Below are 14,729 nucleotides of genomic sequence, written 5' to 3' on the forward strand. Positions count from 1 at the left end.
CTGTATTTTAAAATAGAACCTTTTAGTTTCAAATCTCTCCTGCGCCAGGTTTTTGTTGCAGATATGCCGCTGCTGCTTATTGTCTCGGATAGATCTCTATCGCTTTCGATCGATAGTATTAAAACTACTTCGTTGTCTTTCAAAACCGCTCCTAAAGTCTTTTATATCCCATCTACGCACATATTGGCATTCAGTTCGGCACACATTTTTATATTTATCAGAATATGAGCAAAACCAGCATATTCTGCATTGGAAGTTAAAATTTTCATTTGGGCACTCGCCCAGGACAAATAGTTGGGCAGTATGCAAAGTCATCTCCATTTCTAGCGCGATAATTAGTGATATATTCGATCGCCACTTCGAATGCATTGTCATCTTCCTCTTCGGTATACCAGTTGTCATATGTGATTATGGGCTCATTGCCGCTTAAGCGATATACGTCTCCTCCTAGGATAATCATACCTTTGCCTCTTGTGATTTTTAGCACCTCCATTACATCATCAAATCTCCAAGCTATATCATAAATTCCGTACTCCTCCCTTAGGCGTATGTCGCGCTCTAGCAGATCCTGCGGCACGATATTTACGTAATCTTCATCTATAAACGCCGCGCCATCTTCTTCAACTGACATAATCTCTCCTTTCATTAAAATTTAATTTATTGCAAAGACTTTTCTATATCGTTTATTAGGCTATGAAGCGTTTCGAGACGACTAGTACTCGGATTATTTTGGTTCAAAATTCTAAAATATCACTATACTTTATCGTATTTGCATCGCGCTCGTCAAAAGATGGAAGTATATATTTTTCGTTCATCTTAATGATTTTTGCGATATAGCTCTCGCTTATGCTGTTTTTTTGGTTTTTTGTGCGATATACACATTAAAAATGTTTTTATAGCGATATTTATCGCTCTTTCTGTAAACAGATTTTAACTAGCCTAATAACTAACTGAATTATTTTAAAATAATTATAACATAAAAAGAAACAAAAATAATTAAAATTACTAAAAGCCCTAGATATCGGTATTTAAAGGAAGTAAAAGAGATCTAAAAGAAGTGATTAAAATTTAAAAATAGCTTAAATGGTGGAGTTAAGCGGGATCGAACCGCCGACCTCTTGAATGCCATTCAAGCGCTCTCCCAGCTGAGCTATAACCCCAAAAGATTTTGTAATTTTACATTATTTTACTTACAAAATTTTTAAATTCAGGCGCTGTGCCAAAATTTTCTCTGCAAGGGCCGCTATAAAATGAAATTTTAAGCTTGCATTGGGTAATATTTCATTTCTTTGCGCGGGAATAGCTCAGTGGTAGAGCGCAACCTTGCCATGGTTGATGTCGCGAGTTCGACTCTCGTTTCCCGCTCCATTTTACATTCTGTTTTTGTATTAAATGTGCCCGGATGGCGGAATCGGTAGACGCAAGGGACTTAAAATCCCTCGGAATTTTTTCCGTGCCGGTTCAAGTCCGGCTCCGGGCACCACCTAATAAGCCGGCGCGGCGACATAGCCAAGTGGTAAGGCATGAGCCTGCAAAGCTTTGATCCCCGGTTCGAATCCGGGTGTCGCCTCCAGATCCTAAAAAGGAGTTATTATGAGATACATATTAGCGGCTCTTTTGGCATTGATGGTTTTTAGCGGGTGCTCTAATACTTGGCACGGCGTAAAAGAGGACTCACACAACGCGGCTCAATGGACCAAAGAAAAGGTTCACAACGGCGCCGAGTGGGTCGGAGAAAAAACCGAATAAATTTCACGTGCAGGTCTTGATCTGCGCGAATCTACGGCGGGGCCTACCCGCCCGTAATCGGGAGATGGCTGAGCGGTCGAAAGCGGCGGTCTTGAAAACCGTTGAGGTGAAAGCCTCCTGGGGTTCGAATCCCTATCTCCCGGCCATTTTAATCTAATCTGAAATTCCCTTTTAACTTCAAAAATTTCACATTTTATTTATACTAATTTTCATTTAATGCTCTTTACGTTTAAACTCTACTTCACGATATGGGGCGCAAATAGGCGGTTAGAATAGCATATTCGTAAACGAATGCCAGAAAGATACGTAGGAAAAAAGCCAAGATTTCGATAGTGGCCTTAATTGATCAGTCCGAATCAAAGTAGTGCACAATGTTGAAATAATATAATGGCATTAAGCTTTGAGCGTTCGTCTGGTATAAAAGTGAACGAAAAACCTAGCAACGAAATTTAGTTATGAGTTTTTAAGAGTAGCGTTCATTGTGCCAGGCGTAAAATTTTGGAAACTCTGCAAAATTTGAAATTCCATGCCGCGCGCCGTAAAATTTTAGCGTGCGCATCGTATGATTTAACGTGTACGACGTAAAATTTCAACGCGCATACAAAATTTTAAAATTCGCGCCTCAATTTAAGCTATAATCGCTTCAAATTTTAAGGAGCCGCAAATGCTAAAATCATATCCTCTTGCGATGCAGGGCGTGGAGTTTCGCGGACACGGCGTGACGGGCATTTACGAGATGGGCGAGCGGATAGCCTTCGTCCATTTTGCCTTTGCAGCCCCTAGCGAACAAAATATCGCCGCGAAGCTAACGCCCAGCTACGTGCTGCTAGATACGTTTTCGCGCGATTTTAGCGAGCACAAAAGATCAGTGCTTGCCTACGAGCAGCGCGAAATTTTCTTCGCCGCCTCCGCGCTTTGTTACCCGCAGGACGGCCACTTCGTGCTAAATACGAGATACTACGAGGGCTTCGTCGATTCGTCCGCAAAGCTCATCAAAATACAAGACGGCGAAATGAGCGAGCTTGGCGACGCTCCTGCGCCCGTGAAGCAGATCTACAACGATGCGCAAACCTACGAGTTTGAGGGCTTTGCCGTGCGGATGAGCTCGCCCTTTATGATGGAGTGCAGAGCCTCGCAAGGCGGGTCAAATTTAAACGGCGTGGCTGCCGATTTGGGCGGCGCAGTAAATTTCAGCAGCGCGGCGGGCGAAAATTTAAAAAATTCCTCCGAAAATGACGATGTGGCGACTGTTTGTAAAGAAAGCAAAAACGATCCGCGCGATGAAACGAGCGAGGCGAAAGATAAAATTTCAAACGGCGGCAAGCAAACCCGCAAAAAAGCGGCTGCAAAAGGCAAAACTCTTTGGCGGCTGAAGCTAGGCGCGTATCTATGTATCTATATACGCCCGTTTGCCTGCGCGGCGGAGCGACGTCGCATTTTAGCGAGCAAGACAAACGGCGGGGTCGCGAGACGCTGTATTTCGGCACTGCGGGCAAGGGCGGGCATCTATACGCCGTAGACGCGGTAAGCGGCGAGGTGATCTTTAAGCTTGACACCGGCGGAACCGAGCATTTTGCGTGGTGCGAGGATAAAATTTTACTCGCAGATCGCCGCGGCAAGCCGGTTTTGATTGGCGCGGACGACGGCTCGATCTTAAAAGAGGTGGAATTCGGCAAGTTTCAATTCGGCTCGGATCAGATCATGCTCGTAAGCGGTGGTCGCCTCTACGCCGTGGCAAACGACGGAGCCGCGATGCACGCCGTCTGCGCGGATATTTAAATTGGACAGATTAAAATTCGGCTTATAGTTGTAGATTAAATTTAAACGCAAGGCTTGAGGCGCCGAACATTTTGGATATGAAATTTACCTATTTAAGGCTCATGTCCGCTAGCCGCAGCACCCTTGCGAGTCGTATCCCATCTCTCGCCCATTCGGAAAATGCCAAAAACCGCGAATTCTTTGGTATAAAGCACGCCGTAGCTCACTTGCTAAGTAAAATTTATTCGCCCAGCGTGCCGTTTCGAACTGAAATCCAAACCCCGTGCCTTAAAATTTAAAGCGGTCGCGGCAAATTTCAAGGCACGAAGTGGTGCGAGCTGCCGCGAAATTCCATCGAGCTTTGCGGCGTGCGCGGGCAAACCTCGGCGATGATATTGATCGAAACGCCCGTTTCATTGAAATATCACAAACTGCTTTTGAAATTTTGACGGGCTGATCCGCCGCTCCTTCAGCATGTAGCGGCAAACTCTTTCAAAGTCCGTTTCGCTCATCATAAAACTGATAAATTCGCCCTTGCCGTCATAGATGATCAAAGTATCGATCGCACGGAAGCTAAATTTCCCCTCCGTGATCTTTGAAAAAATCAGTTTGGAGATGAAAAACGGCAAAATCAATGCCGCCGCGCTCATAATAAAAATTATAAATCCTCTAAGGCTTTGTAAAAATCCGGCAAACGCGACGGCTATCACGATGAACGAAAGCACAATGCCTGCGGAATTTCTAGCGGGCACGATATGTCCGAATAGCGGCGTGGCGGTGAGCTTTATGAGCGATATCTCATCAAATTTTATAGATTTCGTGATTTTGCCTTTATTGACGTAGTTGATGCTCCTGTTCGTCAAATGAACAAAGCGCGTATGGGCGCTGTTGAGATAGGACACGACGGCGAATACTATAGGGACAAACGGCGTATAGTATGGGAAAATATCCCCTATATACAGAAACACCGGTACCGCCAAGGGAGCGAAGAATAGGTTATAAATAAAGAATACTATTATGTTGTAGTCTTTGACGACGAGGGGGTTATTGTCAAATTTCGGCGGATTTCGGCGCTCGGCGCCGTTTCGCTCAGACTGCTGCGACTTCTGCGATTCGCCTTTTAAATTTTGCATTAAATTTACCCTCGTTTCAAAATTCGTCGCTAGCGGCTCGGGTATTTTGCGCTGTTAAATTTAGCTTTTGATTTCATCGTCAAACAGCGCGTGGACGTTCGCGGAAAAGCCTTTTGGCATAAAAATCGGCGAGTTTAATCCCCGATAAACCGCCTTTGAAAGATAGAAACTGCACGATCTTTTGCGTCCGCCCGCGATTTGAGGCTCATGTCCGCTAGCCACAACTAGACCCGATAAGGTCGATCAGCCCTATGACCCTAAGTTTTAAGGTCGATGTCCGCCAGCCACAGCACCTTTGCAAGCTGCATTTATCAGACGTGCATTTGGCAAATGCCAAAAACCGCGAATTCTCTAGTATAAAGTATGCCGTAGCCTGCTCGCTAAGTAAAATTTGCTAGCTCTTGGCGCCGCTTCGGCTAAATTTTAGATCTCGCAGCGCGTTTTCGTCTGCGCCGCCGCTTTTTTGCATTTCAAATTTAAACCTTGCGACGACATTTCTACGTTCGCACTGCCGTCATTGAATCTACTTCAATTTAAGCCCGCGCCTAACTTACATCAATTAGATGAAACTTATGCACGCTAGTCTCAGATGTTGTAAGGTCGCGGCGCGGGTACCGCCGCAATCACTGCTAAAATTTAACCCATCCTGCCAAGATCGGCACCGAGGTTTAAATTTAAGCTATGTTGTTCGGTAGGCAAGCAGGCGGATGCTCGGTCGCATTTTGCCACCTCGGGCTTTCTTGCTGAAAAAATTTAACGCCCTCTTGCAAAAAGCCACGTGCTCGCGCAAAGCCGCAGCCTGCCCAGACTCGGCGCACCCATCGCTATCTCATGACTTTCAAATCCCGCGCTAAATTTGCCGACCTCGCCGCACGCCTTAACGACGCTATCCCAAGCAGAGCCTGCTTGCGTCCTTTCAAAATTTTATTTCGTTGAAATTTATCAGCGCCGCGTATCGGTACCGCGTACGCTTGCCGCATCGCCGCATGAAATTTCGAGGTCTTATAGTTCAAAATCAAAGCAGTAAAAATCATCCGCCTCGCTCCAGAGCTCTTTTAGCGAGCGTCCGTCTATCTGCGGCGCGCCGTAGAGCTCCCGCAGCGTGGCGAAATACCGCTCGCCGCTTGCATTTGCGCCCGCTTCGTCCGCGCACCTTTGAAACGAGCAGCGATCGGCGTAGGCGATGATCATGTATTGCGCGCCGCGCAGGCAAAAGCTAAGCTCAGGCTCGCCGCCCTCAAGGACGCATTTTAACAGCATCCGCTCTATGGTTTCAAATGAGTATTTCGACATTTCGCTCTGATCTTAAAATTTTATCGCCGCCGCGACGCTTACTGTGCCGCCGCATATCGCGAGCGGTTTTACTCCGCCAAAAACCCGAAGCGCTCGATCATATCCAAAAGCATATCGGCTCTGCAAATTTCATCGTCCAGCAGGTCATCGTATTGATCTCGCAGTCGCTCGGCGTCTTGCGCCACGGGCCCTAGATATTCCTTAGCCTGCGCGAAATCCCCTTTCATCACGAAGTATTCGCCTAAGATCACGCGAGCTTGCGTCTTGCTAACCTCGTCGCCTTCGCCCTCAAGTGCTGCTTTTAGGCTCTGCACGCCGCCCTCCTCAAGCCCCCGCGAGAGCTGCATTATAGCCTTGTTTAAGTAAAGCTTCGCATCCATTTTGCTCCTTAGTTAAATTTTATTTGAAATAGTAGAACAAATTCCCGCCGCACTCAAGATCCACGGACTCCTTGCTGTCAAAAAACAGCTTAAATTCCATGTGGCTCAGATATTTAGCGTCCTGCGCTTTCTCTATAAAATTTCTTATCAGCCGCTCTATCTTTTCGCCCCCTTCGCGGCGTGCCGCGTCCTGCCTCGTGAAATAAAAAACTACGGGCGCGTCGGACACCGCTGCGATATACCAAATTTTAAGCGGCGCTAAAAGCTCGCTTCGGTTTCGCAGCAGCTCCTCTACCGCGCCTTGGATCAGATCGGTGCGGATCTGCGACTCGAAGGACTCGACCGAGATATAAAAGCTCTTAAGTCCGTTTAGTTTCTCGAAAAGCGGCGTACGGGCGAGGTAGCGCTCGATGCACTTTTTATCGGTGATTTTTGCGGCGTCTTTATCGAAGCGAAGCACGATCTTAAGCCACGCCGAGTTCTTGCCCGCGCCGTAAAACGCGCTGATCGCTCGAGTTTTAAATTTAGCGTCTATGAACTCTATCAGACCCCTGACGTTTTCACTATTTTTGACTTTGCCCTCTATGATCTCTTTGCAGCGCCTGCTCTGATACGGGCTTAGATCGCAAAACATTGCGCGCCTTTAATTTAAAGCTAAATTTACTCTGCGCTATAAGCCTGCAGCATATCGAAGGTCGGAGCGAAAAAGAGCGCGCCCGTCTTTGCGGTGCTGAAATCCAGTAGGCGGTCGTAGTTGCCTCGCGGGCGGCCGATAAACATACTCTCAAGCATCAGCTCCAGCGTGCTAAAGGTGCTTGCGTAGGCGATGAAGTAGGTTCCCGTCTCGCCGCCCTGCATAAACGGCATATTGCCGCGCACGACCTTTTTATCGTCGCCGACGTTGGCTGCGGCGGAGTGCGAGTTGCTAGGTTTTATATCCTCGCTCATCTCGATGTCGTTTTGTTTGCTACGCCCGATGACGCGCTCCTGCTCGGCGACGCCCGCGGCGTTCCATGCGCTCATATCGTGGATATATTTCTGCACGAAAAGGTAGCTGCCGCCCTTATACACCGCATCCTCGTCGCCTACCTTAGCAAAAAAGTCGCGATCTGCGCCCTGGGGGTTTTCGGTGCCGTCCACAAAGCCGATGATAGCGCGCCCGTCGTAGTATTTAAAGCCGCAGATCTCCTCCTCGCACGTCGCGACGTCCTTTAGCGCGGCTCTGATCTCGCTTGCCATATCGTAGCAAACGGCTTGATTTGCGGCTCTGATGTGGATATGGATATCGCCTCCGGTAGCGGGCGCAGCGTGTTTATCGCCCCTAATCTCTTCGAAATTTTTTAGCTCCTTCGGCAAAGGCTTTGGCAAGCCTAGCATTTTCCATGTTTCAAAGCCCACGCCGAGCACGCAGCTTGTTTCGCTAGCCGCGCCGAATCTCGTAACGGCGGTTTTGTTTAAATTTATCACCAGAGCGCAAAGCCTCTCGAAAGCCTTTTTGCAGGCGGTTTTGTCTGCGTTAAAGCGCCAGATCATAAACACGGTGTTGTTGCCGGGCGCGTCGGTTACGTTTTGGGATTTGACATGCGCACAGGCGCAACTTTTTTCTTCACCCATTTTCTCTCCTTTAAAGTGAAATTTTAAAAGGAATTTTAGCGCAATATCGGTAAACGGCGGGCGTAGAGATAGAATTTAGGTGGCTTTCGGATTTGATTTCGGCGGAGGAAATTTTGTCTTTGATCGTGGGATTTGCGGCAAGGGTGGAATTTTGGCTTTAAATTTATAAAATTTACGCCGAGTTGAAAGCGAAATTTCAGAGCTTTGCGGGGATGAAATTTTAAGATAGTGGCAGATGGGAAGGGATTCGAACCCTCGAAAGCTTGCACTTTACACGCGTTCCAGGCGTGCTCCTTCAACCGCTCGGACACCCATCTAAATTAAAAATCGCGATTATAGCGAAAATCTAAAATTTTGCCAAATTCCGTTTCGGCGCGCAATCCGTTTTGCCTTTAAATTTAAGACGCGGCGCTTGCAATTTCGCCGCGCGCCTGAAATTCTACCGTGCCGCGAAGCCCGACCGCACTGTGCTTTCTAGCCGAGCGACGATTTTACCTTGTTGCGGCTATTTTAAAATTTAGATTATCTTTGAAATTCGGACTTGCCGCCCGCTGCAGGGCTAAATTTAAAAAGCGCAAGCAGATTTTACTTTTGTATAGTCCGCTTGCGTCGTAAAAACCGAGCTACGCTTTAAATTTACGAGTATTTTAAAATTTCGCGTCGCTCGTAAATTTAAAGCTAATTAAAAATTCTATCCTTCGGGAAGGTGGACATATTGGGCTGCACGTCCTGCTCGGCGCCTAAAAGCGCCTTTATTTCGCTATCTTCTATGCTAAAGCCGCCGCCGAGCGCCTTGTAGGCGTTTACCGTCGCGCTTAGCACGTCAAGATCAGCCTGCACTTTATTTAGCTGCGCGCTAAGCAGGTTTCGCTGCGAATCCAAAAACTCCAGATGGTCGCTGTAGCCCGCCTGATACCTGCTTGAGGCGTTTGAATAAATTTTGCTCTGCGAAGCGACGAGATCGGCGAGGCTTGCTTGCCTTAGTTTGGCGTTTTGCACGCCTACAAGCGCGTCGCGAACGTCGCCGAAAGCGGTTTTAAGCGCCTTGTCGTATGCGATGAAGCTCGCGTTTTGCTCTAAATTTGCAAGCTCTACACGCCTTTTTTGGCGGCCGAAATCAAGTAGCGGTCCTACGAGTGAGCCGCCGATATTCCATGTGCTCGCGCTTGCGGTAAACAGCCTGTCAAATTCGCCGCTTGCGTATCCCGCCGAGCCCGTAAGCGAGAAAGTAGGGAAGTAGCCTGCCTTGGCGACGCCCACTAAGAAGTTGCTTGCGCGCAGATTTTCGAGCGAGCTTGCGACATCCGGGCGGTGCAGGATCACGTCGCTTGGGATTCCGCTTGGGATCTGCGGCGCGCTAGGCATTTTCGCGGCGGTCTGCGCCGTGCCGCGTAAAATTTCATCGTAGCTCTTGCCCGTTAGGATATTTAGCGAGGTTTGAGCTGCGGAGAGCTGATTTTGCACGTTTATGAGGCTTGCCTCGGCGCTTTGTACCGCGGCTTTGGCCTGATAAAATACGATCTCGCTAACTGCGCCTGCATCGAGCTGCTTTTTGCGGTAGTTTTGCGTATCTTGATAGCTTTTTAGACTGTCTTTTAAAATTTTCTCCTGCTGCTTTAGTGCTAGTAGCGTAAAATAGGTCGTCGCAACCGTGCTAGTAATCGTATTTTTGGCGGTTTCGTAGTCGTATTTCGTCGCATTAAATCGCGATCGCGCCGAATCTACGCTGTTGCGCACGCGCCCCCAAAGATCGATCTCGTAGCTTAGCACGGCGCCGATCTGATACGCGCCGTGGGAGTTGCGATCGGGCTGGTTGCCGAAATTATTTTGGCGCACCGCACTGCCGCTTAAATTTACGTTCGGCAGGTATTCGAGCTTGCTTAGCCCTAAATTTACGCGCGCATACTCGACGTTATTCAGCGCGGTTTGCAGGTCGGAATTTTGCTCCAGCGCGCTTTGGATCAGGGCGTTTAGCTGCGGATCGTTAAAGCTTTTCCACCACTGCGTACTAACGTTTGTGCTCGCGTAATCCGCCTTAAAGCCGGTCTGTTTCTGCGGCGTAACGGGCTTGAAGTTGCAACCGCAGAGTAAAATTCCAAGCGTCAAGGCGCTTAAAAGAGCATTATTTATTTTCATCGTTCACCTCGTTAGTTTGGACTTTTTTGCCGCGTCTATCAAGCCAAGCGTTGAAGCTTTCGAGCAGGTAGAAAAACAGCGGCACGAAAAAGATCGCGATTGTAGATGCCGCGAGCATTCCGCCTACGACGCCGGTTCCCAGCGCGTGGCGGCTAGCAGCGCCCGCGCCGGTGGCGATAACCATCGGAAGCACGCCAAGACCGAATGCAAGGCTCGTCATCACGATAGGGCGAAACCTCATCTTGGCGGCCTCGACGGCAGCTTCCGCGATCGGGCGGTGGTTGTTTAGGTGCTCGTTCATCGCAAATTCTACGATCAAAATCGCGTTTTTCGCCGCCAGACCGATTAGAAGCAGCAAGCCGATCTGAAAATATATGTCGTTATTCAGCCCGCGGAAATATGTAAACACGAGCGCGCCGAATACCGAAAACGGCACGGCGGTAAGCACGGCAAGCGGCATGAGCCACCTTTCATATTGAGCCGCTAGGATCAAAAACACGAAGATCATTCCAAATACAAATGCCTGCGAGCCTTTGCCGGTCTCGCTGACCTCTTGATACGCGGAGCCCGCCCAGCCGATAGAATATCCGCTAGGAAGCTCCTCTTTTATAACCTCTTGGATCGCTGCAATCGCCTGACCCGAGGTATAACCCGTATTTGGCTCGCCCATAATCTGCGCTGCTGGGAAGGCGTTAAATCTATTAACGGAATCAGGACCCAGCGAGCGCTCAAGCCTCACTAAAGAATTTAACGGTATCAGATCGCCGCTGCCGCTGCGGACGTAGAGCGATTTTAGATCGTTAGGATCGTCTCTGTAGTTTTGCGTAGCGCGGATATAGACCTTGAATGTGCGACCCATTAAGTTAAAGTCGTTGATATAATACTGCCCGATGGTGGAATTTAGCACGGTAAAGATATCTGATATCTTAACGCCTAGCATCTTTACCTTCTCTTTATCGACGTAGAGCTTATACTGCGGGAAATCGGTATCCAGCGTCGTTCGCACGAGTTTTAAAGCGGGATGTTGGTTGGCTTTGGCGGTTACGCGATCCATATCGGCGCGAATTTCATCGTAGCTCTTGCCCGTCGTGCTTTGCGCGTAGAGCTCAAATCCGCCCGTAAGCGAAAGCCCCATAATAGGCGGCGGCGTGACGACGTAGGTCATAGAGTTGCGATCGGCGCCGTAGAGCTGCCCGTTTAGCGCGGCGGCTAAGGCGAAGTTGGAATTTTCATCACCCGGGCGATCTTTCCAGTCTTTTAGCTTCATAAAAAAAGCTCCCGCATTTTCTCTAAGCGCTCCGGCTAGCATATCGTATCCCGTGATTTGGGTTATATCTTTTACGTTTGGATACTTTTTAGCGATACTTGCGATGAAATCCTGATCGGCTTCCGTCCTAGGTAGAGTAGATGCCGACGGAAGCGTAGTCATCGCCATAATCGAGCCTTTGTCCTCGTTAGGCACCAGGCCGCTAGGAGTGAGCACAAGAAGCTTCACCATCGCATAGATGATGATGCCTACAAAAACGAGGCTGATTAGTACGTGGCGAAGAACCATGCCGACGCCTGCGGCGTAAATTTTAGTTGAGATGCTAAAAAGATTATTAAACCATCTTATAAAGAAAAAAGGCTCAGATTCCTTTTTTTGCAAGATTAGAGCGCAAAGCGCGGGTGTTAGTGTAAGGGCTACGAAGCCTGAAAAACATACCGAGGCTACGAGCGTTAATGCAAATTGCCTCTGCATAACCCCGGTAAAGCCCTCCATAAACGCAACCGGCACGAAAACCGCTGAAAGCACGAGCACGATAGAGATGACGGGCGCTACGATCTCGCCCATCGCTTTCGTGGTAGCTTCTTTGACGCTAAGATCCGGCTCCTCGTGCAAAATTCTCTCTACGTTTTCGATCACGATAATGGCGTCGTCCACGACGATGCCGATAGCTAAAATAAGCGCAAAAAGAGTGATTAAATTTATAGAAAATCCAAAGGCATAAATTCCGATAAACGCGCCGCAGATCGACACCGGAGCGGCAAGCGTCGGAATGATCGTCGCTCTAAGATTGCCTAAGAACATATACATAACGATGATGACGAGGATTAACGCTTCAATAAAAGTATGAATGACCTCTTCGATCGATACTTTTACGAAGCTAGTCGTATCGTAGGCGACGTCGTAGGTCAGCTCGCCTGGGAAATTTGGTTTAAGCTCGTCTATGCGCTTATTTACCGCTTCAACTACGGCTAGAGCGTTGGCACCGCTTTGCATAAAGATAAGCACAGGCACCATCTCTTTACCGTTAAATTTCGCCGAGATATTGTAGCTTGCGCCGCCAAGTTTGACCTCGGCGACATCTTTTACGCGCAAGAAATTCCCATCTTTTTGCGCGCGTATGATGATATTTTCAAACTCTTCGACGGTTTTTAAACGACCCTCAGGCTTGATTGCATATACGTAGGGATTGCCTAAGTTCATTGGCTGCTCGCCCATCTTACCCGCGGCGTATTGGCTGTTTTGCTCGCTTATTGCGGCGATTATCTCGGCAGTCGTAACGTTAAATTTCTTAAGTAGCTCAGGCTTAACCCAGATCCTCATAGCATAGTCTTTCGTACCCAGCGCTTGAGCTTCGCCGACGCCCGGCACGCGCTTTAGCTCATCTACGACGTTGATAGCTACGTAGTTTTGCATCTCTACAACATCCATCTGTTCGCTAGGATCGTAAAATGCAAGCACTTCGAGCATCGTGCTGCTACGCTCGGTGACGGTTACGCCGTAGCGGCGCACTTCGTCGGGAAGTAGCGTAAGAGCTGGCGTGACGCGGTTGTTTACATTGACTTTCGCATCTGCTGGATTTGTGCCGATTTGAAAATATACGTTGATACGAACGTCGCCGGAGGAGCTTGCTGAGCTTTCCATATAGATCATATTTTCAACGCCATTGATCGCGTTTTCAAGAGGGGCTGCGACGACGTCGGCGATCGTTTGCGCATCCGCGCCGCTATACGTAGCGCTTACGACGATTTGCGGCGGCGTGAGTTGCGGATACTCCTCGACGGAGGAATTTTTAAGAGCCAAAACGCCCGCGATTACGATGATGATCGAAACGACGCAGGCAAAGACGGGGCGGTTGATGAAAAATTTAGAAAACATTATTTCCCGCTTTCCGCATTGCTCTGAGGCGCTTCAGGCTGCCCTGCTACGTAGGGATCGGTGCTTGCGGGTACGGGAGTTACCTTGGAGCCCACGTTGATCTTTTTAAAATTATCCAAAATGATCTGATCGCCGTCCTGTAGCCCGCTTGAGATCGTCGCCGTGCGGGTATCTTGCGCCGAAATTTTGACTACTTTTTTAGCGACCTTGCCGTCTTGTACGACATAGACTATGGTGTTGCTAAGATCTTGCTTGAGCGCAACTTGCGGAATTTTAAAGCCGTTTTTCTGATAAAAGCCCTCGACGCTTACTTTAGTAAAAATTCCGGGGCGAATTTCTAAGTTTGGATTTGGAATTTGAGCCTTGGCGCTGACGGACGCGGTGTTTGTATTTATGACGCTATCGATGAAGCTTAGCGTGCCGTTGTAGTCCTTGCCGCCGAGATTTATGCTTACCTGACGGCCCAGCTGCTTCCACTGCCCGTTTCTTAAATTTGCATCAAGCTCCAGTCTATCGACGTCCGCGATGCCGAATTCTACGTCGATCGGATCAAATTTAGAAAGCCTAACCAGATCCTCGCCAACGTTTACGTATGCGCCTACGTCCTTTTGCGTATCGCCCGCCATGCCGTCAAAAGGTGCGGTCACGAGCGAGTGGTCAAAATCGATCTTTGCGCTTTTAAAATTTGCTTCAGCTACCATAAACGCGGCCTTTGCGGTATCAAAATCCTTTTGAGAGATCGTATTGCTGGCTTTTAGCGCCTTGGCTCTTTTGTAGTCCGCCGAGGCGTTTTGCAGATTAGCGTTTGCGCTGTCAAACGCCGCTTGGTAGCGCGAGCGGTCGATCTCGTAGAGCACGTCGCCCTTTTTGACGCTACGACCAGGCTCGAAAAGCTGCTTTTCGATGGTGCCCGAAACCTGCGGCTTTAGCATTATCTCAAGCTCGCTCACGGTCTGTCCGTTAAATTTCAAAATTATCGGCACGTCGGCGGATTTGGCGGTAAATACGCCTACCGGCAGCGCGGGAGCCTCGCCGCCTTGCTTCGCGCCTTTATCTTCCTTTTTTTCGAAATAGGAGCAGCCCGAAACTAAAAACGCTGCGAAAATCAAACTGGCGACTTTTTTCATGTAATTTCCTCTATTTGGGTTAAAATTTTGTATTTGTAATAGTTATTACGAATAAATTATAAATTATAATAAAAACTATATAAATAAAACTTAAATTTGGCCCGCAAAATAATATATCGGACGGAATTATAGCGGAATTTCGATATAATCGCGCTAAAATTTTAAAGGCTTTTTATGAGAAAAATTCTTACTATCGCGGGTTCGGATAGCGGCGGCGGCGCGGGCATCCAGGCCGATATCAAAACGATCAGCGCGCATAAGATGTTTGCAATGAGCGCTATTACGGCGCTTACGGCGCAAAATTCGCGCGGCGTATTCGGCGTGTTGGACGTTTCGCCGCATTTTGTGGAGGCGCAGCTCGATGCGATTTTTAGCGACATCTTTCCGGACGCCG

At 48.4% G+C, this 14,729-nt stretch carries 15 protein-coding genes and 6 tRNA genes; 9 read left to right on the forward strand and 12 right to left on the reverse strand.

Features of this window, described 5'->3' with window-relative positions:
• Window positions 1-265: 265 nt before the first annotated feature.
• Together imm40 and Q0340_RS11020 are read right to left on the reverse strand one after the other, a co-directional pair.
• A complete protein-coding gene (gene imm40, locus Q0340_RS11015) occupies window positions 266-631 on the reverse strand; it encodes an Imm40 family immunity protein (protein ID WP_298083339.1) in 366 nt (121 codons plus the stop codon).
• Window positions 632-1,084: 453 nt separating this feature from the next.
• Window positions 1,085-1,160: transfer RNA gene (locus tag Q0340_RS11020), tRNA-Ala, on the reverse strand.
• 133 nt (window positions 1,161-1,293) lie between these two features.
• Here Q0340_RS11020 and Q0340_RS11025 point away from each other — a divergent pair.
• The 7 genes from Q0340_RS11025 (at window position 1,294) to Q0340_RS11055 (ending at window position 3,528) form a co-directional block, all read left to right on the forward strand.
• Window positions 1,294-1,368: transfer RNA gene (locus Q0340_RS11025), tRNA-Gly, on the forward strand.
• A gap of 28 nt (window positions 1,369-1,396) precedes the next feature.
• Window positions 1,397-1,483: transfer RNA gene (locus Q0340_RS11030), tRNA-Leu, on the forward strand.
• Window positions 1,484-1,499: 16 nt separating this feature from the next.
• A tRNA-Cys gene (locus tag Q0340_RS11035) sits at window positions 1,500-1,573 on the forward strand.
• Window positions 1,574-1,593: 20 nt separating this feature from the next.
• Entirely contained in the window at window positions 1,594-1,749 is a 156-nt protein-coding gene (locus tag Q0340_RS11040) for a hypothetical protein (protein ID WP_177387338.1), read from the forward strand.
• A 58-nt stretch (window positions 1,750-1,807) separates the two neighbouring features.
• Window positions 1,808-1,895: transfer RNA gene (locus tag Q0340_RS11045), tRNA-Ser, on the forward strand.
• Between the two features lie 518 nt (window positions 1,896-2,413).
• Window positions 2,414-3,268, forward strand: a complete 855-nt coding sequence (locus tag Q0340_RS11050) for a hypothetical protein (protein ID WP_298083340.1) — start codon at window positions 2,414-2,416, stop codon at window positions 3,266-3,268.
• Window positions 3,269-3,285: 17 nt separating this feature from the next.
• Entirely contained in the window at window positions 3,286-3,528 is a 243-nt protein-coding gene (locus tag Q0340_RS11055; RefSeq protein WP_298083341.1) for a hypothetical protein, read from the forward strand.
• A 392-nt stretch (window positions 3,529-3,920) separates the two neighbouring features.
• On the opposite strand, the gene Q0340_RS11060 is transcribed toward Q0340_RS11055, so the two are convergent.
• Window positions 3,921-4,640: a hypothetical protein gene (locus Q0340_RS11060; protein WP_298083342.1), complete on the reverse strand. Its 720-nt coding sequence runs from the start codon at window positions 4,638-4,640 to the stop codon at window positions 3,921-3,923.
• 60 nt (window positions 4,641-4,700) lie between these two features.
• Entirely contained in the window at window positions 4,701-4,862 is a 162-nt protein-coding gene (locus tag Q0340_RS11065) for a hypothetical protein (RefSeq protein WP_298083343.1), read from the reverse strand.
• 29 nt (window positions 4,863-4,891) lie between these two features.
• Here Q0340_RS11065 and Q0340_RS11070 point away from each other — a divergent pair, with 29 nt between their 5' ends.
• Window positions 4,892-5,038 carry a hypothetical protein gene (locus Q0340_RS11070; protein WP_298083344.1) on the forward strand — a complete coding sequence of 49 codons (147 nt, stop codon included), beginning with the start codon at window positions 4,892-4,894 and terminating at the stop codon, window positions 5,036-5,038.
• Between the two features lie 604 nt (window positions 5,039-5,642).
• Here the strand turns inward: Q0340_RS11070 and Q0340_RS11075 are convergent.
• The 8 genes from Q0340_RS11075 to Q0340_RS11110 form a co-directional block, all read right to left on the reverse strand.
• Complete coding sequence (locus Q0340_RS11075; RefSeq protein WP_298083345.1) at window positions 5,643-5,933, reverse strand: hypothetical protein; 291 nt, start codon at window positions 5,931-5,933, stop codon at window positions 5,643-5,645.
• 68 nt (window positions 5,934-6,001) lie between these two features.
• Window positions 6,002-6,313 (reverse strand): hypothetical protein, encoded by a 312-nt coding sequence (locus Q0340_RS11080; protein ID WP_298083346.1) that lies wholly within the window; start codon window positions 6,311-6,313, stop codon window positions 6,002-6,004.
• Between the two features lie 19 nt (window positions 6,314-6,332).
• Complete coding sequence (locus Q0340_RS11085; RefSeq protein WP_298083347.1) at window positions 6,333-6,947, reverse strand: hypothetical protein; 615 nt, start codon at window positions 6,945-6,947, stop codon at window positions 6,333-6,335.
• Between the two features lie 26 nt (window positions 6,948-6,973).
• Entirely contained in the window at window positions 6,974-7,927 is a 954-nt protein-coding gene (locus Q0340_RS11090) for a Dyp-type peroxidase (protein ID WP_298083348.1), read from the reverse strand.
• Between the two features lie 229 nt (window positions 7,928-8,156).
• Window positions 8,157-8,244 (reverse strand) — tRNA-Ser (locus tag Q0340_RS11095).
• A gap of 361 nt (window positions 8,245-8,605) precedes the next feature.
• Window positions 8,606-10,063, reverse strand: coding sequence for a TolC family protein (locus Q0340_RS11100; RefSeq protein WP_298083349.1), 1,458 nt, complete (start codon window positions 10,061-10,063; stop codon window positions 8,606-8,608).
• Window positions 10,050-13,208 carry a multidrug efflux RND transporter permease subunit gene (locus tag Q0340_RS11105; RefSeq protein WP_298083350.1) on the reverse strand — a complete coding sequence of 1,053 codons (3,159 nt, stop codon included), beginning with the start codon at window positions 13,206-13,208 and terminating at the stop codon, window positions 10,050-10,052. The genes Q0340_RS11100 and Q0340_RS11105 overlap by 14 nt, the downstream gene beginning before the upstream one ends.
• On the reverse strand, window positions 13,208-14,335 hold the full coding sequence (locus tag Q0340_RS11110; RefSeq protein ID WP_298083351.1) for an efflux RND transporter periplasmic adaptor subunit: 1,128 nt from the start codon (window positions 14,333-14,335) through the stop codon (window positions 13,208-13,210). Before Q0340_RS11110 ends, Q0340_RS11105 begins: the two co-directional genes overlap by 1 nt.
• A gap of 174 nt (window positions 14,336-14,509) precedes the next feature.
• Here Q0340_RS11110 and Q0340_RS11115 point away from each other — a divergent pair.
• Window positions 14,510-14,729, forward strand: a 220-nt coding sequence (locus tag Q0340_RS11115) for a bifunctional hydroxymethylpyrimidine kinase/phosphomethylpyrimidine kinase (protein WP_298083352.1), incomplete at its 3' end; no start/stop codon positions are given.

This window comes from uncultured Campylobacter sp. (genome assembly GCF_938045595.1).
Classification (GTDB): domain Bacteria; phylum Campylobacterota; class Campylobacteria; order Campylobacterales; family Campylobacteraceae; genus Campylobacter_B.